Source organism: Faecalimonas umbilicata (assembly GCF_004346095.1).
Taxonomy (GTDB): domain Bacteria; phylum Bacillota; class Clostridia; order Lachnospirales; family Lachnospiraceae; genus Faecalimonas; species Faecalimonas umbilicata.
On the sequence record NZ_SLZV01000003.1, the window covers coordinates 72,459 to 96,623 of the forward strand.

A 24,165-nucleotide genomic window follows, 5' to 3' on the forward strand; every position below is an offset into this window, starting at 1 on the left:
ACTCTAATCCTTCCTTAGTATATTCCTGTAATCCACCCCGGCTCACTCACTTGCGGCAGTGTCGGTTTCTGCGGCACTTCCGGCTCCTGTGGCTGTTGTGGCGCTTCCGGTTCCTCATTTGGTCCCTGCGGCTGCTGTGGCACTTCCGGTTCCTCATTTGGTCCCTGCGGCTCCTGTGGTGCTTCTGGTTCCTCATTTGGTCCCTGCGGCTCCTGCGGCACTTCTGGTTCCCCATTTGGCTCCTGCGGCTGCTGCGGTTCCTCATTCGGCTTCTGTGGCACCTCTGATTTTCCCTCTGTTTCTTTTTCAGTATCTTTCTTGGTGTCTTTCTTTTTATCCGCTGATTTTTTCTTTCCGTCAGACATTTCTGCCTGCTTCTGTGCATCTTTCTTCAGCGCTCTCTTTTCTTTCCAGGTAACATCCTCTTCTTCAAAAAGATGATTTAGATCCAACACATGGTCACGTGCATTGAGATTCTCAATCTCTGCCACCTCATCCGACACCGGTGTTTTCTTCTGCTGTTCTTTCTCATCCCCCTGGAAGTGTTCCCACAAAGCGATCCCACTTCCAAGCAGTATGCAAAAGCCAATTCCGGCGATTGCACCTGCCATCCTCTTTTTTCTCTGCATTCGTTGTCTCTCCTTCTTATCACTTTTCTTTCCCATCCAAAAGATTGTCTAATTTCCCTCAGCATTGCCGGATCCGTCTAATACGATTTTATGATCACAACATGTAAATGCTGCCACCTTATGGGAAATGCATAAAATGGTCTTTGATTTCATCTGTTTTAAATTGTTTAACACTTGTTCTTCTGTCTTCTCGTCCAGCGCCGAGGTGCATTCATCCAAGAGAAGAACCGGCGCATCACTTAAGAGTGCCCGCGCAATTGCGATCCGCTGGATCTGCCCTTCGGAAAGCCCATTTCCTCTTTCCCGCAGCACCGTATCCAATCCATCCGGGAGCTCCTGAATATATTCCCAGATACATGCCATCTTTGCCGCCGTACAAATCTCCTCTTCCGATACCTGTCTTCCGGAAAAAACAAGATTTTCACGGATGGTTCCTGATAAGATCATATTCCCTTGCGGCACGTAGGCAAACATCTTTCTTGTCCCGGCATCCGCCGGTATCTTTTTCTTCCCAAGATCAAAATAAATCTGTCCTTCCTCACATTGAAGCAAACCAAGCAGCAACTTCATCATCGTGCTTTTGCCTGCACCAGAAGGACCGGCAACTGCCGTCAGACTTCCCTTTTCCAAACGTACAGAAAAATGTTCCAGCACGCTTCGGTTCTCGTAGGAGAATCCAACCTCTTCAAAGACAATCGCCTGCATCTCTTCAGAAATTTTTTCAAACTCCTCTTCCACGGAAAATGCCTCTTCTTCCTCGATCTGCTCCAAATCCATCAATCGTTCCGCCGATCCGATCATACTATAATATTGAGGAATCAGCCCGGAAAGATTTCGGAACGGCGCCCGGATCTGCCCGATGATCTGCAGAAAAGCTGTCAATGTACCAAAGGTCAGCAATCCTCTGGAAATCTGAATCGCACCCCATGCCAGAGCCGCATAATATCCTGCCGTAAACATGACATAGACGATGGTATTCGCCAGATTGCTGACTGCATTCCGCTTCTTTTTTATCTGATAATGGATCTCCTGATAATTGGTGAGTTTTTGTTCCATCATCTCTTCATTGGAAAAAGACTTGATGACCATAAGGTTTTCGATACATTCCTGTAAAAATGCACGCACCTGCCCTCCACTTTCCTGCACTTCCTTATGAAAATGGCGAAATCTCTCACTGTAAATCCTATTTCCGATACATACCACAACCCCGATCAGCAAGATCACAAGCGTAAATCGAAAATCAATCCGAAATAGAATCAGCAGCCCCACAGACAGTTTTGTCCCAAGAGAGATCAACTGTGGCAAAATACCGACAATCCCTGCAACGACAAGCTCTACATCACTTGTCAGTCGATTCATAATCTCTCCGGAATGAATACCGCTGATCTCCAGATACGGTTTCCTTAAAATCGCCGCGAACATTCTGCGCTTCAGTTCCATCTCCAGCTTGCCTGAGACACGGACACGGATATTACTGTTTACGATATTCAGAATCGCCTGAAGGCCAATGAGCCCTACAAGGATCAGACAATCTCTCCAAAGGCTTCCTTGTCGGCTGCCGGATGCCACATCAAGAAGTGCGCTGGAGATCAGTGCAAGCAGAAGAAAACTTCCCGCAATGGCTGCACTGACACCTGCCAGCAATGCAACCGCCCACAGATGGTTTTTGCTGCATCGATAGATCCAGCTTATCGGTTTTTGTTCCATTTCCCTCTCAATCCTTTCCATCCTCTCCACACTAGATCTGTCAGTCTTATGATCCATTTTCTCGCTCGGACTGAACTGCACCAAATCTTTACATAAATCCGATATCTCCTATCCTTTCTGCAATCGACATAATCCTCTCCCCGGTAAAATCCTCGCAGCACTCCAAGCACTTGTTCCTCCTGGATTCCATGCTCCGGTATCCACTGATGATCCCCACAGAGGATATACCCTTCTGTGTCTCTTCCGATGACTCGATGAAGAATATAAGATCCATTCTTCCTTCGATAGAGAATCACCTCACTGGTTTCCACGATTCCCTCCGGCCGAACGAGATGCAAGATATCCTTCTGCGGTCTGATGCAGGGAAGCATACTGATCCCAGATGCCGCTGTAAATAATTCCCCGTCTTCTAAAAGAATCTGCTCCATTTTCTTGCGCATCGTATGTTCCGCCTACACTTCTAGAATGCCAGCCTCTAAGAGTCTGGTGACAAATGTATGTACATCGTTTTTCGCCTGTTCCTCTGTCATCTCATATTGATCCAACATCCTCTCTGTCAGTGCTTCTTCTGTCAGATCCCTCTCAAGCGCTTTCCAGAGAAAAGCCCCCGTCTGATTCATCTGAATCATTCCTTTGAACTCATTTGTCTGTGCTCCAACCGGGACTACAACATATTTTCCTGCCACTTCCCGCATAAAAAATCCATTTTTAATTCTCATATTCCTTCTCCTCTCATACTTTCATATGCCATCTTTGCGGCATCTTCTGAAATCGTACACTGCATCTGATAGACCGGGACTTCTTTAAAAAGTTCATCCAGCATCTCTAACAGCCTCTCTGCCATCTCCTTCCTGCGCGGAACAAGTGTCTGCCGCATCAAAAGCAGCACCGCTTCTTGAGGATCCATGCGCCTGATCTCGTTTGTTTTCCCACGCTCCAGCATACAGATTCCCTGCAGTTTCCCCTTGCGGTTCAACTGCTCATCGGTCTTCCCGCTAAACGGTGTCCCGTAGACGACCCAGCCATCCGCCTCTTTTCTGACTGCCGGCTTATCGTCATTGATGATCAATGCCCGCTCGGTTCCAAAATATTTCTGCCACTGTTTTGTATGTGTAGATTTTCCTATTCCACTGTCCGCAGAAAACAGATAAACTCTGCCATCCACTTCCACCGCAGATGCATGGATCATCATCCCGCCCTGCAAAAGAAGCTTGCGGTAAAATTCCAATCCCACAAAAATATATTCACACTCTTCTAATGTCAGATGAGACTGCTCTGCCTGTTTCTGTATACAGAGTTCCTCTGTCATCGTCAGTGTGATCTGCGTCTTCGCATCCCCATCAAAGCGGTATGACTCCATCTTCTTTCTCAGAAACTCATAGATCGGCTCATACTCTACAATGCAATCCGCAATCTGATATCGCATTCCTCTTCTCCTTTCCGAAAAAGGACCTGGAAGTATTGCTCCCAGATCCTCCTGTGATCAGTCAATGATAAATTCTTTTTCTACTTTTTGCAGCTGTCCATCTTTCGATACATACATGCTGACTTTATAAGTCCCCGGACCAAATGCTCCATTCAGTGTACGCATGCGAAGTTTTGTATGGCTTTCATCTAAAAAGCTTGTCTCCAACAACACTTTCCCTACAGATGTCCCTTGGATCACTGTAAACTTAATCAGTGCCTGATTCGGAAAGTCATCGATTGCTGTTGTAAACGTAACATCCAGACAGGTGCCATAATCCGACTCTTCTTTATTATAGAAAATCGATTCAATTGCAAGCTTCGGTTCTTCCGGAACTTGCGGCACATATGCCGGAATTCTATCATGCTCTGTATAGCCCGCATAGTTTCCATAGACATCTACCGGCAGCGCAAAGTAATCCTTATCGGTTCCATTATAGGAGATCTCCACCTGGTTGTATCCACTGTGCATCTGAATCTGCGACGAAGCGATCTCGCCACCTACCAGTTGATCTCCGGCCGGTGTATTGTTCTCCCAGTTATAGGAGCCGTTAAAGTTATATGTTCCGTAGTAAAGTGTTCCACTCTCGTCCGATACAAAACTATATCGGAAAGAAGTCTCCGAGATCCGCTCTACTTTCTGCTCTGTAATCCGCGGCGGATTGTATTCCACCACAAAAGATTTCTTTGCAACGGTTCCATCAGAAAATGTCACCTTTGCAATATACTGATTATCTTTATGTCCATAATTTTCCGGAATCACAATCGTATAGACTTTTCTGTCTTCGCTGACAAAAAGCTGTGCTTTATCTGTTGTGATCGGTGAACCGGTCGGACAGATAAAGGAGAAATTGTCCAGTGTCAACTCTTCTGCCGGAGCTTTATTTAACTCTACGGTAATTGTGTTTTTCGGTTTCTCTCCGACAGATACGATCTGATATTCGGATGAAATGTTCGGATCTTCCTGCACATTTCCACTGACGGTGATCGGCCCCAGAACATCCGATGTTCTTCCATCGTGAGCTTCCATCACATAATACAACTGGTAGGAGATTCCTTCCTCCAGTCCACTGATCAGCACCTTATTGAATCCCGTCTTCATCTCTTTCCGGTATCCCTTCTTCACCGTATCCACAGAAGGAATTTCCTCTGCCGCACGGCTGACCTGTGTATGCCCCGGAAGGTATACATATACATATCCTCCCTCATCCACATCAAACAAATCAAATTCTGCTCTTGTCGCCTCACTTCTCAGTACTGTTGCATCGCTGACAGTCGGGCAGTCTACTTTGTAACTGAAATATTTGGAAATGATCTTGCCCGGTGCAATCTCCATCGAGAATGTGTAGGTATCGTCTTTTGCAAACACCGAAGTAGAAACTTCGTACACGCGATTGTCTTCCGTCTTTGCGCTTAAAAGTGTCATTTCCTTCCCGCCATGGCAGATAATTCTCATATCTTCTACTGCGAGCGGTTGTGTTGTCGCTTTCTCCAAAGTAACGATCATCCGACTCATTCCACGTACTTCCACAGATACAATGCTGTTGGTCAAGATCTCTTCCCCAACTTCCACTTCTACTTGATTATTTCCATTGTCCTGCACTTTATCAAGCTTTCCGCTTCCGCCAATCGTAGAATTGTCTCCATTTAAAATAGCATTCTCCACGGTTCCATTGACAGTGATCATAGATCCACCTGCAGCCTCAGATACGAGTAATTCCTCCGCAGGTACATTCACTGTAAATCCTTGTACCACTTCTGCAACTTCCACTTCTGCAATTTTCAATGCTCCATTGACCGTCATATTACTTCCCGCCACAAGTTTCGCAACACTGGATCCAGCTCCAAGATTCAGGGTGAAATTCCCCGCTGCCCGGCCTGCACCGGCAGCACTTTTCCCGATCTGATCAAATACTGTGTCATTTGCTGTCACAGTACAGTCCGCATCTGCTGCCACTTCCAAATTTTTTACACGAAGCTGATTCAATACGATCTCTCCACCTTGTACAGAGCTGTCCACAACGACCTTGTTATAATTTCGCACTTTCTCAGTCGCATTCACTGTGTAAATACCGTCCTTTACTTGCTCCGCCGTAATTGTCAGTGTATCCTGTGTCACCTTCTTCGCAGTGTCACACGCATCCAGCACATTTTTGGCGAGCCATTTCTTCTGGTCCGTTGACACTTCCGAAGACTTCAGCATCTCCTGTGCCGTCACATAAGCAGACTGTACAAGTGTATTCCCATAGGATATCTGTCCGTCTACTTTCATATAAGATCTGACTGCATATCTGGTGTTAAACCCTGCTCCACTGATTCCGGTAAGAACTCCGGTATAGTAAACCTTCTCCTCTGTTGTCTTCCAATTCTTCTCTGCCGGAATCTCAAGAGCTTTGTAAGCTTTCCCTTTTAACGCATAGCTTCCGCCAATCTGAAGTTCTCCTCCGGCTGCCTCCAACGCACTCGCAGGTACTGCCACCGTTCCGTAAGTGACTTCTTTCCCTTCTGCTTTCAGCTGCTCCAGGTAAGCCTTATCAATTGCCGAAATCGTCCGAAGTCCTGTCTTTCCTTCTGTTCGAATCTCCATAGATTCTGTAGAAATATGTGTTTCATTCTCTGCCGCCAACGCGAACCCTGTGCTGCCCAATACGAATGTTAAGGCTAATAACAATACTTTGCATATCTTATTTAGTCTTTTTAGCATTCCTTTTCTCCTTCTAGTCTTTATTCTTCCCAGTCCTCTGGAATTGTCACCTCATTATCAAGGTTCTCTGACGGTTGTTCCGTTCCCATATCCATCTCGGTGTCTGTTGATGAATCTTCTGTACTTCTTTCCCCTGGCTTCTCTAATGAAGAGTTCCCTGCATGCTCATCGCTTGCTCCCAATTCTTTCTTCTCTTCGGAATCGGTATCCAGATCCTCTGCCTGCCCGTTCGCTGTAGCTTTTCTAGAATCATCACCTGCCTGATCCGAACTCCTTCCGGAAAAAGAATCAGATAACAGCCATGTGATGGCACAGAGGAAAAGAATTACAATTACAGTTATGATTGTCTTCTTTTTCATATACTACCTCTGAGTCGCTGTCCTAAAAGCCTAGATCTTCCTCTCCCCAGTCACCTACATCTCCATTATTATCAATCCCACTCATCATAATCGTATCTTCCACCGGAATCTTTACAATGTTCAGTTCTAATGCCTCATATCTTTCTTTCATTATTTTTACGCTCCTTTTTATTTTAGTTTCCGGTAAATTATACATTATCTTTTTACATCTCTGCAACTATTTTTCATCCGTGTTTTTCACCATTTTTTCTTCCTATTTTTCTTATTTTTCGCTCTTTTTCACAGATGTTTTTACTCGTAAAGTCCTGCCGCCCTGCATACGCGATCCATCTGGTCTACCTGTTCGGTCACCGCAGCGCTCTTTAAGGCCTCCCGCCCTTTTCTATTTGCAAAAATGGTCTTCGTGACCAAACGCCAGATCCATGCTGCCGGCAATAAAAATGCATGCCGTCTCACTGCCGGAGAAAGTTCTTTCATTGCCTCCAAAGGCGGGAAAAGCATTGTCAGCACCAACCGTATGCGTGTCCTTCGGATTTGCTTTTTCTCCCCGCCCTCTTTTAAGAGTCTCGCTCCCATATGATTTTCCATCGTGCCGTATGCCCCACTGCCAATGATATGTTCCAAAAGAATATTTCCCTCAAAAAACGATTCGTCTTCCTCCATACATTGCTGTAAAAAGCGCTGCATCGTTTCGGAAAACTTCAAAAGTCTCCCTCGCTCCAGATACGCTTCGACCTTTTTCCAGTCGCAACTGTCTTTTTTCTTCTGTGCAAACACAAAAAGATCCAACAGCATCCGGATTCCAATTCCTCCGTACTTCAAGTGCTTTGCCATATGACCGATCATATATACATAATACTCTTCCCAAGGCATCTGATACGCAAACGCAAAACCTTCCTTTCGGATACATTTGCTCCAGATATCCTCCAAAAGTACGTCTAGCTCCCGATTCTCCGTTGAGCAGTCCCAATGAATCTCAACCGTCATAAAAGGATTCCGCACATAGACATCGTGATGCCCTCCTCCATGTTCCAAAGTATATCCAAGCGACTCCATAATTTCCTGAATCTTGCCCTGCTGCTCTTTCTGACACAAAATATCAAGGTCTGTGAGAAAACGCATATCAGGAGAAGGGTATTCCTTTTTCAACTGAGCTCCCTTTAATGGGAGATGCTCGATTTGTTCTTCCTCAAACTTCTGTTGGATCTCCTGCAAAGAAAAATACTGGGTAGCCTCTCTCGCAATCCCTTTCTGCTGCGCCTTTTGCATTGCACAGACCACATCCGCAGGGATTTTCTCCTGTTCCTGCAGTGGTAAAATTCCATAGGATACTAGATTGTCAATCTTCTGATACTTGCAAAACACTCTTGATCAACTGAAAGAGTGCCCTCTGTTCTTTTTCTCTTCTCATCTGCTTCTCTCTTTCTTTTTGATTTATCTTACGATGTCACACACAACGATCTCCGGAAGATTATTAACTCGCGGAATCCCTCTGGAACTGCCAAGACCCGCCGACAAGATCATCGTTCCATTTCCGCAGGAAAACATTCCTCTCGTATACGTTGGGAAAAATCCTTCCTCCGGATCAAACAGTCCTCCTACAAACGGAACTCTTACCTGACCACCATGCACATGTCCGCTGAAGACTAGATCTACATCCCAGTATTCCATGCTCTTCCACAACAGTAAGCCTTCTGGTACATGACTCAGCAAAATCTTCAGCCGATCCGTCTGCACAAACGCTTCCAGAAATCGTTGCTCCGATCCATCTTTCCAGTCTTCCGGCAGTAAATATCCGTAGGCTCCCCCAATCCTTACTTCCTGTCCGGCAATCTTGGTATCCACATATTCTTTCTCTAGCACAACTGCCCCGGCAGCTTCAAGCTGTTCCGTCAGATCGCCTTCACCATAAGTTTTCTCATAACCCACTTCATGATTTCCCAGCGAAAAATACACCGGCGCAATCGCGCACGCTTCCCGAACCAGATGCAGAAGAATATCCGTGCGGTCTTCATCCTCATTGAGCATATCCCCCGTCATAAAGATTACATCTGGCTTCTGCTTCTGAATCTTCGCAATCAGCCTTTGATTATCCCTGCCGTACTGATAATTGTGAAGATCTGTAAGCTGCACAGCTCTAATTGGAGCTGCAATCTTTGGATTCCGGTAAGTATACTGCCGAACAATGAGACATTTTTGTGATAAGATAAGACTGACCAAAAGAATTCCTGTCAGCAAAAAGAAACTAAATACAACTATCTTTCCAAATTTCTTCATCGTCCACCTCCGATCTGTCGTTTCTCTTTCCAATCAAATAGCCGGAGCTTCTTCCACCCCGGCTTTCTTTTCTTATGCGTACTCTCTTACAATCTCCTGCATCTTTGCAAATTGCTGCTCCATCTCATCCACCAGACGGAACTGCGTCCGCGCACGGACAAGGTTGTGTTCTGGATAAGCCGTCTTAAAGTAAGTGTCTCCTTCCAGATAATCTGTCAGGAACCGAATTCCACACTCAAATGTCATCAGACGCGCTCCCCATGGAAGACTCTCGACTTCCTCCGGTGTCAACACATCTTTTGTCGCCTCCAAATATCCTTTCACATACAGCTCATATAGAGAGATATCAAAATGCATCTTATCCAGATCGCGCTCATCTTCCTCCGCTGTCGCCGCACCAAACCGGATGGAATCTCCGAAATCGTTTGCAGCAAGCCCTGGCATGATCGTATCCAGATCAATGATACAAAGTCCCTTTCCAGTCTCTGCATCAAACAAAATATTGTTCAGCTTCGTATCATTGTGTGTCACTCGAAGCGGCAACGTTCCATTCTCCTGCTGTTCTACTAACACCTTACAATCTTGCTTTCTATCAAGGGCAAATGCAATCTCCGGTCTGCAAGTGATCGCCCTGTTTTTGATATCTCGCTTCAAAGCTTTCTCCAAATTTTCAAACCGTTTCACCGTATTGTGGAAATCTGGGATTGTCTCCTTTAAGCTGGATGCCGGATAATTTCCAAGCTGTTTTAAGAAGTGTCCAAAACTATTTCCAGACTGATAGAACTGCTCCGGATCCTCTACAAGCTGATAACATACCGAATTCGAAATATAATTATAACATCTCCACGGCTGTCCCTCATTGTCCTCGAAATAGGTACATCCATTCTTTGTCTTAATGCAGGAAAGTGTCTCTCTGTCCGGATCTCCCCCTTCCTCTCGAATGACATTTCTTAGATATTCTGTCACCCCGAAGATGTTCTCCATCACACCTGCCGGATCCTTGAAGACATTATTATTCACCCGCTGAAGAATATAGGCAAATTCATCGCCCTCCTCCGTCGGCATATAGACCGCATACGTCTCGTTAATATGTCCCTCTCCAAACGGCTTCACATAGCTGCACTGAAGACCGAACCCAAACGCATACAGTGCATCCTCCAGATTTCTGCTTGTCACACCGTCAATCTTTCTTCTCGTAGAGAAGATCACTTCTCCCTCTTCAACCTTCTTTCTGGAAGGGATTACGCAGTTCGCCTTTACGACACTGCCCAGTCCGATATGTGCTCCACATCCAACACGAGAATCATGATCTACAACTGCCCCACTGTTGACAAGCACACCATGTTCCACAACTGTATTGGTATTGACAATCGCACTCTGCATAATAAAACTTCCATTGCCGATCACCGCACTAGGACTAACGACCGCTGACGGATGAATGATCGCCGGAACTTGATAGCCCGCTTCCATCAATTTCTCTGTCCAGTATAGCCGCATTCCGCTGTCTCCCAGAGCTGCCACTGCCGTATCGTACTCATTTAAAAATGCCTTATAGTCACAGCACTTTCCAATTACATCCGCTCCCTTTACGGCATCATCTAAAAACACAACCTCTTCGTACCCCAACAATCTTGCTGTTTCCTGGATCATATGGCCAAAACCACCGGCACCTAAAATCAATAAACGTTTCACTTCTTCTTTTGTATGAATCCAAATTGGAAACATACCCCTCCTTCCTATGTAAGATATAAACTTATCATACCACATCTACCGGAAGGCTGCTACAAAAAATATGGAAGTTTCCATATAAAGTAATTGTACAATTTCCCCAAAACTTTCTCTTCCACATTATCTATTATTCTAGAATTCCTCTGTCTATTCTTGAATACTTGCCTGAAACGGCATCGACTTGTTTCCTATCTCGGAGATTTCACAAGAACAATGAAACCTCCGAAGATTTAGATCTGATCATCGATCAGAAATAGATTTTTCTTACATCTTCTGTACAAACTCTTCCAACGTCTTTGACTGAAAGGCAGTCTGCATCCAATTCTTCAACACTTCCATATCCTGCTGGGCCTGAATCTGCTCCAAAACCTCATCCGAAACGTCTCCGAAACTTTGCAAACACAAAAGCAGGGTTTCTTTCAAAACACTTCGTCCTTCTTCACGTCCCTCTTCACGCTCTTCTTTTAACATCTCTTCAAAAATCATAAAGCGCTCCTCCATTTCCCGGCTTCCCTTGATCTTGCGGATAAAATTCTGCAGCTGTTCCACGTAGGAATCATCAAATGCTTCCTCACTTCCTGCAAGATCTGCCTTTACATACTTTAGAAATGTTACCAGTTCTTTTGGAACTTCACTTTCATTCTTTCCATGTGTGTTCAAAAATACGATAGTCCTTCCATCTTCCAGATTCGTCTGACCGGACTCTTTGCAATTCATCTTAAAGGTATACCGGTATTTTTCTTCTTCAAATGGATCGAAATCACAGATGAAAATGACATAGGTATCTGGAAGTTCTGAATAATCTTCTCCTGATAGTAATAGTTCCATATCCATCTGACTCTGATAGTAACGACTTCGCTCCCCGAGCGCTGCCTTTCTTTTCACCTGCATCTCCACATTATAATGACTTTGGCACTCATCTTTCGCATAAACATCCAATCGGACACCTTTGTATTCCGGATGATATACGATACTCTTCTCCCGGCTGACTTCCACCCGATCGATCGGTATCTCCAGCACTCTTTCTAAAAGTCCCTTGCAGTTATTTTCATCCATCATCACTGCACCAAACATGAAATTATCTTTGATCGTAAGTTCCTTTAAACGATGTTTTCTTCTCATGATACTCCTCCATTTGACAGAGGAATTCTATGAATTCATCATAGCAGATTCTGTGCTGTTACGCAATTGAAAATTCTTACATCTTCCGTGCCAACTCTTCCAACTTCTTTGACCGAACGGTGGTCTGTATCCAATTCTTTAACACTTCCATATCCTGCTGAGACTGAACCTGCTCCAAAATCTCATCCGGAATGTCTCCGAATCTTTTCAAGCACAAAAGCAGGGGTTCTTTCAAAACACTTCGTCCTTCTGCAAGTACTTCTGCAAATACTTTTACAAATTCTTCTGCATATCCTTCCGCAAATCCTTCTGCATATCCTTCTTCACGCTCTTCTCGCAACATCTCTTCAAAAATCATAAAGCGCACCTCCATTTCCCGGCTTCCCTTGATCTTGTGGATAAAATTCTGCAGCTGTTCCACATAGGAATCATCAAATACTTCCTGCAAGGTCTGCCTTTACATACTTTAGTATTCTCATCCATCATCACTGCACCAAACATGAAATTATCTTTGATCGTAAGTTCCTTTAAACGATGTTTTCTTCTCATGATACTCCTCCATTTGACAGAGGAATTCTATGAGATTATCATAGCAGATTCTGTGCTGTTCCGCAATTGAAAATCCTTATGCTTCCCCCTCATATGCCTCCAACACCGTCTCCACATCCCCCTGCATCCTAACCTTTCCTTCGTGGATCCACAATACACTTGTACAAAGTTGTCTAACAGTATCTGGATTATGAGAGACGATCATTACCGTTCGATTCTTATCAAAAATCAGTTCTTTCATCTTCTCATAACTTTTTTTCTTAAATTTGGTATCTCCTACACTCAGGATTTCATCGATCAGCATAATATCTGTCTCCAGAACTGCAGTAATGGAAAATGCCAGTTTGGAAAACATTCCACTTGAGTACGTCTTCACCGGGCGGTCGATGAAAGAACCAATTTCTGCAAATTCTATGATTTCATCCATCTTTTCTAAAATCTGCTGCTCACTAAAGCCCAGCAACATTCCAGAAAGCATCACATTTTCACGCCCTGTCAGTTTACGCTGAAATCCTACTCCAATAGATAAAAGCGAAACAGATGGGGTTGCAAGTGTGATTGTTCCCTGATCTGGTGCAAAAATTCCTGCAATTGCTTTTAACAAAGTAGATTTTCCACTCCCATTTCTTCCAATCACCCCTACAATCTCTCCTTTTTTAACTCCAAAAGAAATACCGCGGAGCGCCTCATATTTTTCTACCTTACTCTTTTTCAAACTAAAAATACTCTTCCGCAGAGGAAAAGCCTGGAGGCACTGATAAGAAAGATGAACGTCCTCCACCTCAATTGCATTTTTTCTATCGTCCATCAAATCACCTTCACATAATCTTTCTCGTATTTATAGATTAAAAAAACACCGATTGCAGATAATAAAAATCCAACAGCCATCCAAAAACACAGCATCGTCAGATTTATATTTCCTGCATAAATCAGTGCTTCACGACATTGCGTAATCAAAAAAGAAATCGGATTCCACTGTATCATAATGTCCGCAAGCGTTCCCGGAATCCGGCTGATTCCTTTCAGCTTTGGCTCAATTTCATAAAATACTCCTGATATATAAAACAAAAGCCGCATCCCTACTGCCGCCACATTTTGCAAGTCCTCGATAAATACACCAAAATGCGCCACTATACAGGAGATTCCAAATACAAGCAGAAATAGTGTAAAGAAAATGGGAAGCACAAATAAAATCTTCCAAGTGATTCTGACACGATACAATATCATCATCACGCCTACCAGTCCAAATGCAATTGCCATTCGAAATCCGTATTTAAACATCTCAATCAAAACGAGAATGAATTTCGGCAGATAGACTTTCGTTACAATCGAACTGTTATTCGTCACAACTCTTACATTGGTCACAATACTCTTCTGAAAAAAGTCCCACATATTTAATCCGATAAATACAAAGACCATATAATATCTTGTTCTTTGCCCAAAAACAATCTGCGACAGGAACCAATATATGATCATAAATAACAGAGGATCTAAAATCCACCAGAGCCAACTTAAGCGGGAATTTGCCACCTCTGCCTTCAATCCCGCTCTGCCAGAGTAAATGGCATATTTATAATATTTCTTTATATCCCGAAAAAATCTACCCATATGTTTCCTTCCCCTCATCTTCTATGCATTCACTATTGAAGTAGATCAAGTTCTTTCAAAAGTGTGTATTCTTCTCGAACCCCTTCATCCACTGACAGAAACTGCTTCATTCTCTGTGTATTTCTGCTTCCTCTTTTAAATATAGCCTGGTACCAGCGGATTACCCACGCTGCCGGCAGAAGTGACGGGTGCTTCTCGACATTCTTTAAGTACATTCTCATATACTGTCGATCTGGAAAAATCATCTTTATCATCGCTTTCCATTTCAATGTTTTTAAATCTGATTTCTCTGCTCCCTCCAACTGATCACGCACTTGGGATGCCTCCATGTTTCTGTCACAATAGCCATACACCCCTCCCGCAAAAATAATCTCCTTCATCTTTTCATAGTTCTCTGTCTCCATTTGCATTGGAAGAAAGTCTATTTTCGTACCAAACCACTCTTTGCACAAAGTCAAAGTTGCTCTTGCAAACGCAGATAGTCCCAACTTCTCTAGTTCCTGCCAAATATAATCCCAGTTCAATTCATTTCCATATTTCTCCATAAACAATGCAAAATCCAACTGTCCGCGCAATCCATATCCTGCATATTGAAAATGCTTCGCTGCATGCACAAACAAATATACAAGATGATACTCTTTAATAAAACATAGTGTGTATTCTCCCCGAACCTTTTCTGTATGAGAAACAGCATCTAAATAGTACTGCTCCGTATCTGCTCCTCTTCCAACTTTTTGAGAAACAATTCGACTATGCACTTCTAAAAGAGTATTTCCTTTTTCATAGCACCACACAAACCCCGTATCGGATGTACAGAGAAATCCAAGCTGCAAAAGTGCTTCATGTGTACGCTGTCTATCCTCTTCCCGAATGAGAAAATCAATATCCCCCATCGTCCTCAATTCCGGAATAGGATAATATCGTTTCAAAACCCACCCTTTCATTAAAACATGAAAAATTTTATTTTGGTTTAGGCATTCCATTACTTGAACCATCCGCATATCCTGCTCCTTGCTTCGGCTAACCGATGCATAAAAGTGCACTTGCAAATCTTTCTGAATGTCTTTCGGTACGCACTCCTGTTCCGGAAGTTTTCTGATCGCTGTATATAAGATTCCGCCTATATTATGTTTGACTGCCAATTCATATACTTCCGCCCAATCTACCTGCTTTGGGAATGTGTCTACGCAATCATCCATTCCCATGTAAATTTGCAATAACTGTATGACAGCTGTCTGCACCGTATTCATATTCATCCTCATTTCCTGCTTTTTTTAAGACTTCTGATTCTGCCTGCAATTCCAAGCACCTTCCCTCGAACAGGTCGCATTATTCCCCACAGATACACATACAATAAATATCCCCTATGATCACAGGAAAACCATTTCCCCTTCCTGCAGATTTTCACAACTCTTGCAATCACTGCATTTGTTGAAACATTTTTCTCAAGCTTTGATTGTGCATCCCCACATAAACTCATCTGTCGATCATAAAGTTTTATAATCCGATGTAAGACATACTGACCATTTTCTCGCCGATATAAAACAATGTCTCCGTTCTTTAAACTTCCTTCCTGACAATGTTCTAAAACAACCTGATCTCTTCTATGCATCCACAACGGCATCATACTTGTCCCTGTCACCTGCAAAGTGACGGTCTGTCCTTGTTCTAACAGGCTATTCAATATCGGAGAAAGTTCTTCCAAAGAAAGTATTACTGTTCTTTCTTCCATCATGATTCCAAAATATTTTTCCTTCTTAAAATAGAAAGAAACTTTCTAACGTCCTCTTCTGCTATTTCTTTTCCAACTTCATATACGTCTGTCAACGCACAAACCAATTGTTCTTCTGACATTTCTTCCTGCAATTTTTCCCATAAAAAGGCGCCTGTCTCATTTAGTGTGATCATTGCCTGAAAATCCACACTTTGCTCTCCAATCGGAATGACCATATGTTCCCCTGCTACTGTTACAAGCTGAAAAGTATCTTTAATCTTCATCCTATTTTCTCCATTTCCACTTCTATTTTTCTACTAATTATCGCAAAATATTTCTTTTCTTACAATCTCCACTACTTCTTGGCTAATATTACAATGCAAATAATACATTGGAACACTCTGTGCCAGCCTCGCCGCAAACGCTGTTAACTTCCTTCCTGCTTCCTCATCATAGAATGGAACCATCAATTGATTTGTAATATTATACATTCTCTCTGAAATGTTCATCGGTTCTATCCAGTTTTTTATATCTCTCTTTAAAAATACAACTGCCGCAAGCGGTACTGACATATTCCGATTTAAGTCTGTTTTTCCGCTCCATGGTGTTCCATAAATCCAAGGCACTTCATCCCGAAAGCGAATCGCCGGTTTATCATCATTCACAATCTCCACTTTTTCTTTAAACCGTTCTTTCCAAAGTCCCGTATGAGTAGACTTTCCAACTCCACTGATTGCAGAAAATATCACGCCTCGCCCTTGAAAAGCAATGGCAGATCCATGCAGCACAGCATCTCCGAGCACTGCTAAGCGATCACCAAACGCACTACCGGAAAAAATATATTCAAAGTCTGTTGCCTGTAATTCTTCCATTTTACGGTCTCTTCTAATCTCAGCTCTCACAGATGTATACCGTTTATCAAAATAAATGGCATGAAGTATCCTGCTTCGTTCCTGATCATATAATACACGGCAAAAATTACTTCGTATATCTCTTGGAAAAGATTCGTAAACGCTCAAATATTTACCTGGAAGCTAACACATAGCAAACCTTCTAAAACATTATTTACAGAAAAAGTTTCATACTCTCGCCGATTATTCTAGGTCACTCCAAACTGATGTCTCCATCGTACTATAATATTCATTTTTCAATAGTTTGTTGCTGTACATAAATCAAAAACATTCTAATCAATATTCTAATTCTATATTTTTCATATCTTATTTTTCGATAGAAGAATATAATTGCACTAATTACTAATAATGGAATTTCGTAGTATAGGAATGTGGAACAATATGAGCAAACAAATATCAGATACATGTTTATAACTATTGTGAAAATGCACCCCAAAAATATCGATCGACTCATTTCAGAAATTATAAGCATTTTGTCAGCCTTGTATGTTATACCTTTCATTTCACATATATTCAAACAATATTCAAATATAAGAGCATTTTTCTCTTTCTCACTTGCGTTTTCGTAGATTTCCGAATTTATATATTTTTTAAAATATACTTTAATATCTAATGCGTTTTTATAAGCAAGTTCAGTATCGAAAATATTCTTATAGCAATCTTCTGACAAAAAAATATGTCGTAGTTCTCCTCCACATAAGTGTTTCCATAAATATTTTTCATCTAATATTGTTCCTATTTCTTGAAACACCACTCCCAAAACATAAGAAAAAACAAAAAATAGAACGTACTTTTCATTTCCGTAATTTTTCCAAATGTCATAATATTTGAATGATAGAGAGATACTAAATAAGCAGGAAATAACTATACCAGGCACTAACATTGTGAAGATATCAAAAATATTAAATTTTTCCACAAACTTTTCCATAAAATCTATGCCCCGTAAAATTATAGAAAATGAAGAATAATTCTTCCTTCTCTCTGCTTCCCGGCTTTAGGAAACCTTTATCACATATCCTTAGAATTTAATTATACTCTAGGTGGTGTAAATGCATTTTGTGAATGTCACTACCATAGCTAAAGATTGAGAGATTTTCGAAGTTAAAAGTCTAAATCTTAGTAAGCAAAACATTTTCTTCAATTATAGCATCTCGAAGAATACAGTTAGTCACTCCTTAAAATACATCAAAGCATTAAATATCTTTTGCTCTTGGCAAAAATGATACTGACTCTTTCCTTCTGAAAAACTTGTTCCTTCTGCGAAAGTCTGTACTCTCATCATTAACATGAAATCATGTCTATTTAGTAATTATCTGTTGATCATTTATACTGCATGCTCTTATCCAGACATATTACAAAACAAACAAATAATTACCTATAAGCAAAGTAATAATTGTTAATCCTTACAAAAATTCATTGTTATACATTTATTGCTACCAAACCCAGTCCACTTAATTTCTGTATTTCCTTTACATCATCAAACCTTGATATATCACCCATTTCTGCAAGTATCCCGGAAAGCGTGTTTTTTCCTATTCCGGATATTGCCAGAATGTTTTCTGCATATGGAATATCCATACACATTTGATGCAAACAGCTCTCTATGTCTGCTAGCTGCTCATTTGATTCAAGCATTCGATGAACCAACCACTTGACAGCAACTTTGCTCGATTCCGCTCCATCCTGAATCCCTATGCTTTTCTTGGCATTTTCAAAGATGGAAGTTGCATTTACATAACCACGTCCCCGCAGTTTTGCTTCATGCCAAATCTGTCTGATAACTTCTACACCAAGTGTAACCAGATCCTCTGGAAACGGTGCAACCTTAAGTACTTCCAAGCAAAATGCCCCATCTATTTTTCCGAATGCGTCCTTATACTCTGGAAAATAGATTTTCATTTCTCTGTGAAGTCGGTTAAGATCTCTTATCCGATCCTCGTTTATCTGGTCTTGAAGCATCGACAACCATCTAATATCAGCATAAAGCTTTTCTGGCAGATACGGCATTCCAAAGTTTCCATCTTTCACAAGATTTGCTATGAGTTTTGGATCTTTTCTGTCATCCTTAAGTTGGCTGTTATCTTCAATTTCTTTTGTCTGCTTTACTGCATAAGGATTTACCTCTGCACTTCTTCAGAATGCGACTTCTTATTTTCTTTCTGCTCATGCATTATTCTTTCTTTTTACATAAACATTCATAGCAAAGCTACACTGTCTAACATATCCCTTTTCGCAAATGATTCCATGTATTTGGGGATAGGTTAATCCTTGACTCCTAAGTTCTATTACCTCTTTTTCGTATGGAGCTAATTTCCCTAGAATCCTAACACTATAGTGCCTCTTTATAACTGAAAAATCAGGATTTAAATAATTTTGTATAGCTTTATAGGAACGATGCATCAGAGAAGAGATTTGCTCAATAGAATATCCCGCTAATGCCATTTCTCTTGCATCTTTCATTTCTTGTTGTTTTTGTTTTATTGCTAACTGACTTGATTTTTGTCTAACCCTTCCACTTTCGAATTTCAATTACCTCCCCACCATCCACTTTAGTATATTTAGGCACATAATTTTCTGCCATAACTATAGCTCCTGAATTGATATGGCATGCATCATCTAAAACACATCCATGATCCACAATCGCTCCCATATTGATGATGCATGCGCTTCCAACCATACAGCCCGTATTAATCATTGCCTTAGGGAAAATAACTGTACCCGATTTAATTACCACACTTTTCGCAATATATGCCGTAGGATGAATAATTGTTGCAAGTTTACCACCTGCTTGAGCAATTCTTTCTTCCCATTCTAATCTTATTTTATTATCTCCAAACGCCGGATAAAATTCTGTGTCTTGATTTATATACTTCCAATATTCATCACACATGCCTACTATTTTATAAACTACAGTCCCATATTTCTGTTCTCTATTGGCAACATCTCTATACCTGTCATCTAAAAATATAATATTTTTATTTTCATCTCTAGTATTATATTTTTGTAATGCGCCAGCAACTTCACATACAGCTTGTCCATGGCCTCCCGCACCAATAATAATTAATCTCATTTTTATCACCTTTTATGTAATTGTATTTAAAAGAGTATTACTACCCCGATCAAACACATTGCTGCAACAATATACTATAATTTCCAAAACACTAACCGTAACACCTAATGTAATCCAATATTATACTGAAAAATTATCGTATCTTCTCACCAGTCCAACAAAGCCCCAAGTACTAAAAGAATAAACAATTGGTCAATGTAATAAATATATTGTCATAGATTGATTAGAACATTTATTTACATGGCAATTGTCAAATATCTTTAATAATTAATACACCTCAACACTCATTGCATAAAATATTCTAACACCAACGTCTTGCTTTGCCTTTCTTTATTGTTTCAATCACGCAGGATACTTCCACTGTTTTGGACTGTTCATCAAGGATATTTTTTAATTCGCTGCTCTGAAGTCAGAACCTTTGGTTGTGATTATCCATGGTTTGATTCACTGCGCTTTGATACCCATTTGTTTCATATACTTACCAACGATACGCTCGGAGATAATCTCTCCCGTTTTTCGTAGCTTTTTGATAATTTTGGGAATACCGCAATTCTGTTTTGATTTATTATGAATATCCTTAATTTTATCTTTTACGGCTTCACGCCTTTTTTCTGTGTTTAGAAAGAATACGTTTTAGCCATGCATGATAACCAAAACAAGAAACACCAAGATGTTTCAACATTCCGAAGACAAAAACTCGCGTTTCGCCTTATGAGCAGTTTCTGCAATCTCCGTAACTTTGAGATAAATGGCTTCCATCTTTTTCCCAGAATGTTGATTGCTTTTTTTATCCTTCAAGAGTGTCCTGTGCATCTCGTAATTCTCGTTTTAATCGTGTGATTTCTTTTGCTTCATCAGAGGCATAGTTACCGGAACCACGACTTTCAATATCACCGGCTTCACGCAGTTCTTTCTGCCAGCGTGATAATGTCTGCTAACTGATTCCTAAATTTGTAGCACAGCCTTGCAGTCCTAAGTTCCTATAATCGTGACAGTACTGGACTGCATCCAGCTTAAGTTGTTAGTCATAGTTCTTTGCCATAAGGAGATCCTCCTTCCGTACAGTATCTATATTGTATCATAATTTTTCTAATAAGGATTTCTCACTTTGACTTGTACTATTTATATTCTAGCACCATTTCTCCTCAATTCTACCATCTTTATCATTTTTTTCAAGAAAAATCGCATTTTTCTACTGAAATTAAAACACTTTATTCATTCTCATCGCTATTTCCGATACAAATGAGAGTTAATTCTCATAGAAGTCCACATATAATTGATTTGTAGACTTCATCCACTGACAAGGTTACATCCATTATCTTATCTAGTTCTCCACAATTTTCAACCGAGAACTGGGATACTAACTCTATATGAGGATAAATCTGCCGATTTAGCACAAGACTGTAGTTCAAAGAACAAAGTCCTTTTTCGCCGTAGAACCGGGTTATATGTGCAGTATTATTCGGAATCATGACCTTTGTATCATCAGAACAATACATTTTTGTTTCTACCAGCTTTATGACAGCTTCATAAGTAATATCAGAAATGGTATGTACTCCCATGCCTTCTAGAAAAATCAATCCCTCTGAACAGTAAATCCGGGACACTTCTAATGTCCTGCTGGTATAGAGATTTCCACAATCAGCAAGATACGCATCAAGATTCTTTTGCTGGAGCCCAGGTGGTTTAGCATAGTTTGACCAGTTAAGATAAAGTCCACGATTAGACATAGTCCCTGTAGAGTCCATTTTCTCCAACTGATATGTATACTGCACCCATACAGCAGATTTCTGTCGTGGTGATTCATTCTTGATTTCCGCAAGTCAGCTTTCACGGACTGCCTCTGAATAATTTTCATCCCTTTGTTTTATAAAAAGTCTAAGCCGTTTAGGCATCACAGATAATCCTTCCATAAGCCAACGGAATTGTTGCTGAGTAAGAGTTTTTATTTCCGATTCCGAACGTGACCATTGGAATTCACCTTATTCTAACCAATTATATAAAAGCAGATAGCCATCAGATTCCTAGACCAAACATTTAATGCAATCTGTTTGCCCTCCACAAAACATATACAGAGCGTCAGGTTCAATGGAATTTCTACCAAGTTTTGATTCAATAATCGCTGTAAGTGAATCCAAACCAAGTAGAAAATCTGTGTATCCAGTTGCTATAAAGATATTTTTAAAGCGTGTAGCATCATTTAACATCAGTAGCCACTTGCAAAACCATTTTCAGTAAATTCGGAGATGTATTCTCAGAAACATAAATCCTCATAGAATTAATCTAGATTTCTAAAGTGCATGGATCTGATGTTGAACTCGCACGTTCCATCAATGTCACTGGAACAGCGACAACCGCTTGTGGTGCAACTTCAGAAGTCATTCCCTTCAGACACGCTTCCCGAACCTAGCGCAAACGCTGGTAATAATTCTCAACTGTAATCTGATGTTGAACACACCAGTCTTTTACAGTAAGATTTTGCGGACGTCTTTGACATTCTCTGATCTGGGATGCTCATTCTTGAAGACGATATTTGTTGTGCGACAGTGATTGCAATTGAACTCCTGGTCTCTACCGCCTCTAGTCTAGTCTTAAAAGTTGATTCTAAACTTTTTATACTTGGCAAAGAGATTATCTCAAATGTTTAGTGTCCTGTCTACGCACCCACCATGGGCATTTACTTATGAACCGATTTTTAGGGCACACAATCTGTTAAATTATTTTACACTTACTTTTAAGTTATTTTTATTGACATTTACATATGTTTCTGATAGCATCTTCTTATTGGAATATAAAAAAAAACTCACACTTCATGTGACAGATAATAACATTAGGAGATTTGATATGAAAAAAATATCTTATGCAAAAATGGCAGATACAATTATCACCCAAAGAAAAGAACTCAAACTCACTCAGGCACAGCTAGCAAAAATGACCGGCATCAACAGAGGGATGATCAGCCGTATTGAAAGCCTCGATTATATCCCTTCCATCGACCAGCTTCATACGATTGCAGAAGCGCTTCATTTTGAAGTAATAGATCTTTTTGAGGAAATCCGACCAGAAAACGATAAACTGGTTCTTCATAAAAAATATAACATTGCTGTTGCCGGTACCGGTTATGTAGGTCTTTCCATCGCCACCCTCCTTGCACAGTACAACCACGTAACGGCTGTTGATATCATTCCGGAAAAAGTAGGCCTCATCAACAATAGAAAATCACCTATTCAGGATGATTATATCGAACGGTATCTTGCTGAAAAAGAGCTTGATCTTACCGCTACGCTTGATGGAGAAGAAGCATACAAAAATGCCGATTTTATCGTCATTGCAGCCCCAACTAATTATGACAGTAAAAAGAACTTCTTTGATTGCTCCGCTGTGGAAGCTGTAATTGAGCTGGTACTAAAAGTAAATCCAGATGCAACGATGGTCATTAAATCCACCATACCTGTGGGATATACTGCATCTGTCAGAGAAAAATGGCATACAAAGAATATCATCTTTAGTCCGGAATTCCTTCGTGAATCCAAGGCACTTTATGATAATCTCTATCCATCTAGAATCATCGTCTCCTGTGATGAAGATTCCAGAAAAAAGGCTGAAATCTTCGCAGGCCTTCTTCAACAGGGCGCTATAAAGAAAAATATAGATACATTATTCATGGGATTCACAGAAGCGGAAGCAGTTAAACTGTTTGCCAACACTTATCTGGCGCTCCGTGTCTCTTATTTCAATGAGCTGGATACCTATGCAGAAACAAAAGGATTAAACACACAAGAAATCATCAATGGTGTATGTCTGGATCCACGTATCGGTTCTCATTATAACAATCCAAGCTTCGGATACGGTGGCTATTGCCTGCCGAAGGATACGAAACAGCTTCTGGCTAACTTTGATGATGTACCTCAGAATATGATTTCTGCTATTGTAGAAAGTAATAGAACAAGAAAAGACTATATTGCAGATCAGGTTCTAGAAATGGCTGGAGCCTATGAAGCAAACAGTTCATGGGATCCAACCAAAGAAGGGGAAAAAGTCATTGGTGTATATCGCCTAACGATGAAAAGTAACTCAGATAATTTCCGCCAGTCTTCCATTCAAGGTGTTATGAAACGAATCAAGGCAAAAGGTGCCAAAGTTATTATTTTCGAACCAACTTTAAAAAATGGAGAAACTTTCTATGGTTCTGAAGTCGTCAATGACTTAAAGAAATTCAAAAAGAAAAGTCAGGCAATCATTGCCAATAGATATGCTTCCTGCCTCGATGATGTAAAAGATAAGGTTTATACAAGAGATATCTTCAAAAGAGATTAACATGAA

General features: G+C 41.0%; 27 protein-coding genes and 1 pseudogene. 1 reads left to right on the forward strand and 27 read right to left on the reverse strand.

The window, feature by feature from the left end:
- Positions 1-14: 14 nt before the first annotated feature.
- The 27 genes and pseudogenes from EDD74_RS02055 to tnpB all read right to left on the reverse strand — a co-directional run bounded on the left by EDD74_RS02055 (position 15) and on the right by tnpB (position 22,049).
- Positions 15-629, reverse strand: a complete 615-nt coding sequence (locus EDD74_RS02055) for a hypothetical protein (RefSeq protein WP_116442128.1) — start codon at positions 627-629, stop codon at positions 15-17.
- Positions 630-677: 48 nt separating this feature from the next.
- Entirely contained in the window at positions 678-2,336 is a 1,659-nt protein-coding gene (locus EDD74_RS02060; protein ID WP_116442514.1) for an ABC transporter ATP-binding protein, read from the reverse strand.
- Positions 2,318-2,776 carry a S24/S26 family peptidase gene (locus EDD74_RS02065; protein WP_116442127.1) on the reverse strand — a complete coding sequence of 153 codons (459 nt, stop codon included), beginning with the start codon at positions 2,774-2,776 and terminating at the stop codon, positions 2,318-2,320. Before EDD74_RS02065 ends, EDD74_RS02060 begins: the two co-directional genes overlap by 19 nt.
- A 12-nt stretch (positions 2,777-2,788) precedes the next feature.
- Complete coding sequence (locus EDD74_RS02070) at positions 2,789-3,055, reverse strand: PqqD family protein (protein ID WP_008975847.1); 267 nt, start codon at positions 3,053-3,055, stop codon at positions 2,789-2,791.
- Positions 3,052-3,762 carry a hypothetical protein gene (locus EDD74_RS02075; protein WP_116442126.1) on the reverse strand — a complete coding sequence of 237 codons (711 nt, stop codon included), beginning with the start codon at positions 3,760-3,762 and terminating at the stop codon, positions 3,052-3,054. Before EDD74_RS02075 ends, EDD74_RS02070 begins: the two co-directional genes overlap by 4 nt.
- Positions 3,763-3,819: 57 nt before the next feature.
- Complete coding sequence (locus EDD74_RS02080; protein ID WP_116442125.1) at positions 3,820-6,504, reverse strand: hypothetical protein; 2,685 nt, start codon at positions 6,502-6,504, stop codon at positions 3,820-3,822.
- A 20-nt stretch (positions 6,505-6,524) separates the two neighbouring features.
- A complete protein-coding gene (locus tag EDD74_RS02085; RefSeq protein ID WP_116442124.1) occupies positions 6,525-6,863 on the reverse strand; it encodes a hypothetical protein in 339 nt (112 codons plus the stop codon).
- A 22-nt stretch (positions 6,864-6,885) separates the two neighbouring features.
- Entirely contained in the window at positions 6,886-7,014 is a 129-nt protein-coding gene (locus EDD74_RS15450) for a hypothetical protein (RefSeq protein WP_278320673.1), read from the reverse strand.
- A gap of 140 nt (positions 7,015-7,154) precedes the next feature.
- A complete protein-coding gene (locus tag EDD74_RS02090; RefSeq protein ID WP_242990182.1) occupies positions 7,155-8,228 on the reverse strand; it encodes a nucleotidyltransferase domain-containing protein in 1,074 nt (357 codons plus the stop codon).
- A 69-nt stretch (positions 8,229-8,297) separates the two neighbouring features.
- A complete protein-coding gene (locus EDD74_RS02095) occupies positions 8,298-9,140 on the reverse strand; it encodes a metallophosphoesterase (protein WP_116442123.1) in 843 nt (280 codons plus the stop codon).
- Between the two features lie 72 nt (positions 9,141-9,212).
- Positions 9,213-10,865, reverse strand: a complete 1,653-nt coding sequence (locus tag EDD74_RS02100; RefSeq protein WP_116442122.1) for a phosphotransferase — start codon at positions 10,863-10,865, stop codon at positions 9,213-9,215.
- A 267-nt stretch (positions 10,866-11,132) separates the two neighbouring features.
- Entirely contained in the window at positions 11,133-11,990 is an 858-nt protein-coding gene (locus EDD74_RS02105) for an Rpn family recombination-promoting nuclease/putative transposase (RefSeq protein WP_116442121.1), read from the reverse strand.
- 76 nt (positions 11,991-12,066) lie between these two features.
- A complete protein-coding gene (locus tag EDD74_RS02110) occupies positions 12,067-12,348 on the reverse strand; it encodes a hypothetical protein (RefSeq protein WP_242990181.1) in 282 nt (93 codons plus the stop codon).
- The gene (locus tag EDD74_RS14985; RefSeq protein ID WP_165851580.1) at positions 12,345-12,539 is read right to left on the reverse strand and encodes a hypothetical protein; all 195 of its coding nucleotides are present in this window, start codon (positions 12,537-12,539) and stop codon (positions 12,345-12,347) included. Before EDD74_RS14985 ends, EDD74_RS02110 begins: the two co-directional genes overlap by 4 nt.
- A gap of 76 nt (positions 12,540-12,615) precedes the next feature.
- A complete protein-coding gene (locus tag EDD74_RS02115; protein ID WP_116442120.1) occupies positions 12,616-13,347 on the reverse strand; it encodes an ABC transporter ATP-binding protein in 732 nt (243 codons plus the stop codon).
- Positions 13,347-14,147 carry an ABC transporter permease gene (locus tag EDD74_RS02120; protein ID WP_116442119.1) on the reverse strand — a complete coding sequence of 267 codons (801 nt, stop codon included), beginning with the start codon at positions 14,145-14,147 and terminating at the stop codon, positions 13,347-13,349. Before EDD74_RS02120 ends, EDD74_RS02115 begins: the two co-directional genes overlap by 1 nt.
- A 32-nt stretch (positions 14,148-14,179) precedes the next feature.
- A complete protein-coding gene (locus tag EDD74_RS02125) occupies positions 14,180-15,403 on the reverse strand; it encodes a nucleotidyltransferase domain-containing protein (protein WP_165851611.1) in 1,224 nt (407 codons plus the stop codon).
- A 2-nt stretch (positions 15,404-15,405) separates the two neighbouring features.
- Positions 15,406-15,882 carry a S24/S26 family peptidase gene (locus EDD74_RS02130; RefSeq protein ID WP_116442117.1) on the reverse strand — a complete coding sequence of 159 codons (477 nt, stop codon included), beginning with the start codon at positions 15,880-15,882 and terminating at the stop codon, positions 15,406-15,408.
- On the reverse strand, positions 15,879-16,145 hold the full coding sequence (locus EDD74_RS02135) for a PqqD family protein (protein ID WP_116442116.1): 267 nt from the start codon (positions 16,143-16,145) through the stop codon (positions 15,879-15,881). The genes EDD74_RS02130 and EDD74_RS02135 overlap by 4 nt, the downstream gene beginning before the upstream one ends.
- A 33-nt stretch (positions 16,146-16,178) precedes the next feature.
- A complete protein-coding gene (locus tag EDD74_RS02140; RefSeq protein WP_116442115.1) occupies positions 16,179-16,733 on the reverse strand; it encodes a hypothetical protein in 555 nt (184 codons plus the stop codon).
- A gap of 268 nt (positions 16,734-17,001) precedes the next feature.
- Positions 17,002-17,700: a hypothetical protein gene (locus EDD74_RS02145; protein WP_116442114.1), complete on the reverse strand. Its 699-nt coding sequence runs from the start codon at positions 17,698-17,700 to the stop codon at positions 17,002-17,004.
- 491 nt (positions 17,701-18,191) lie between these two features.
- Entirely contained in the window at positions 18,192-18,860 is a 669-nt protein-coding gene (locus EDD74_RS15550) for a transposase (RefSeq protein WP_242990214.1), read from the reverse strand.
- 75 nt (positions 18,861-18,935) lie between these two features.
- Positions 18,936-19,301: a hypothetical protein gene (locus EDD74_RS02155; protein WP_116442113.1), complete on the reverse strand. Its 366-nt coding sequence runs from the start codon at positions 19,299-19,301 to the stop codon at positions 18,936-18,938.
- Entirely contained in the window at positions 19,276-19,842 is a 567-nt protein-coding gene (locus tag EDD74_RS02160) for a PglD-related sugar-binding protein (RefSeq protein ID WP_116442112.1), read from the reverse strand. Before EDD74_RS02160 ends, EDD74_RS02155 begins: the two co-directional genes overlap by 26 nt.
- A gap of 444 nt (positions 19,843-20,286) precedes the next feature.
- A pseudogene (locus EDD74_RS15595) lies at positions 20,287-20,436 on the reverse strand (IS3 family transposase); the annotation flags it as partial.
- A gap of 662 nt (positions 20,437-21,098) precedes the next feature.
- Positions 21,099-21,590 (reverse strand): hypothetical protein, encoded by a 492-nt coding sequence (locus EDD74_RS02170; protein ID WP_116442111.1) that lies wholly within the window; start codon positions 21,588-21,590, stop codon positions 21,099-21,101.
- A 276-nt stretch (positions 21,591-21,866) separates the two neighbouring features.
- Positions 21,867-22,049 (reverse strand): IS66 family insertion sequence element accessory protein TnpB, encoded by a 183-nt coding sequence (gene tnpB / locus EDD74_RS15675; RefSeq protein WP_116442110.1) that lies wholly within the window; start codon positions 22,047-22,049, stop codon positions 21,867-21,869.
- A 637-nt stretch (positions 22,050-22,686) separates the two neighbouring features.
- On the opposite strand from tnpB, the gene EDD74_RS02180 reads away from it, so the two are divergent.
- On the forward strand, positions 22,687-24,159 hold the full coding sequence (locus EDD74_RS02180; RefSeq protein ID WP_116442512.1) for a nucleotide sugar dehydrogenase: 1,473 nt from the start codon (positions 22,687-22,689) through the stop codon (positions 24,157-24,159).
- Positions 24,160-24,165 lie beyond the last annotated feature (6 nt).

Bases quoted from the DNA above. Each gene is read 5' to 3' on its own strand.
- EDD74_RS02120 (WP_116442119.1), bottom strand. From the start codon at position 14,147: ATGGGTAGATTTTTTCGGGATATAAAGAAATATTATAAATATGCCATT.
- EDD74_RS02110 (WP_242990181.1), bottom strand. From the start codon at position 12,348: ATGATTTTTGAAGAGATGTTGCGAGAAGAGCGTGAAGAAGGATATGCA.
- EDD74_RS02070 (WP_008975847.1), bottom strand. From the start codon at position 3,055: ATGAGAATTAAAAATGGATTTTTTATGCGGGAAGTGGCAGGAAAATAT.
- EDD74_RS14985 (WP_165851580.1), bottom strand. From the start codon at position 12,539: ATGAGAAGAAAACATCGTTTAAAGGAACTTACGATCAAAGATAATTTC.
- EDD74_RS02055 (WP_116442128.1), bottom strand. From the start codon at position 629: ATGCAGAGAAAAAAGAGGATGGCAGGTGCAATCGCCGGAATTGGCTTT.
- EDD74_RS02085 (WP_116442124.1), bottom strand. From the start codon at position 6,863: ATGAAAAAGAAGACAATCATAACTGTAATTGTAATTCTTTTCCTCTGT.
- EDD74_RS02130 (WP_116442117.1), bottom strand. From the start codon at position 15,882: ATGATGGAAGAAAGAACAGTAATACTTTCTTTGGAAGAACTTTCTCCG.
- EDD74_RS02160 (WP_116442112.1), bottom strand. From the start codon at position 19,842: ATGAGATTAATTATTATTGGTGCGGGAGGCCATGGACAAGCTGTATGT.
- EDD74_RS02075 (WP_116442126.1), bottom strand. From the start codon at position 3,762: ATGCGATATCAGATTGCGGATTGCATTGTAGAGTATGAGCCGATCTAT.
- EDD74_RS02060 (WP_116442514.1), bottom strand. From the start codon at position 2,336: ATGGAACAAAAACCGATAAGCTGGATCTATCGATGCAGCAAAAACCAT.
- EDD74_RS02140 (WP_116442115.1), bottom strand. From the start codon at position 16,733: ATGGAAGAATTACAGGCAACAGACTTTGAATATATTTTTTCCGGTAGT.
- EDD74_RS02095 (WP_116442123.1), bottom strand. From the start codon at position 9,140: ATGAAGAAATTTGGAAAGATAGTTGTATTTAGTTTCTTTTTGCTGACA.
- EDD74_RS02180 (WP_116442512.1), top strand. From the start codon at position 22,687: ATGAAAAAAATATCTTATGCAAAAATGGCAGATACAATTATCACCCAA.
- EDD74_RS02080 (WP_116442125.1), bottom strand. From the start codon at position 6,504: ATGCTAAAAAGACTAAATAAGATATGCAAAGTATTGTTATTAGCCTTA.
- EDD74_RS02105 (WP_116442121.1), bottom strand. From the start codon at position 11,990: ATGAGAAGAAAACATCGTTTAAAGGAACTTACGATCAAAGATAATTTC.
- EDD74_RS02100 (WP_116442122.1), bottom strand. From the start codon at position 10,865: ATGTTTCCAATTTGGATTCATACAAAAGAAGAAGTGAAACGTTTATTG.
- EDD74_RS02145 (WP_116442114.1), bottom strand. From the start codon at position 17,700: ATGGAAAAGTTTGTGGAAAAATTTAATATTTTTGATATCTTCACAATG.
- EDD74_RS15450 (WP_278320673.1), bottom strand. From the start codon at position 7,014: ATGAAAGAAAGATATGAGGCATTAGAACTGAACATTGTAAAGATTCCG.
- EDD74_RS02115 (WP_116442120.1), bottom strand. From the start codon at position 13,347: ATGGACGATAGAAAAAATGCAATTGAGGTGGAGGACGTTCATCTTTCT.
- EDD74_RS02135 (WP_116442116.1), bottom strand. From the start codon at position 16,145: ATGAAGATTAAAGATACTTTTCAGCTTGTAACAGTAGCAGGGGAACAT.
- EDD74_RS02065 (WP_116442127.1), bottom strand. From the start codon at position 2,776: ATGCGCAAGAAAATGGAGCAGATTCTTTTAGAAGACGGGGAATTATTT.
- tnpB (WP_116442110.1), bottom strand. From the start codon at position 22,049: ATGTTAAATGATGCTACACGCTTTAAAAATATCTTTATAGCAACTGGA.
- EDD74_RS02170 (WP_116442111.1), bottom strand. From the start codon at position 21,590: ATGGACTCTACAGGGACTATGTCTAATCGTGGACTTTATCTTAACTGG.
- EDD74_RS02125 (WP_165851611.1), bottom strand. From the start codon at position 15,403: ATGAATATGAATACGGTGCAGACAGCTGTCATACAGTTATTGCAAATT.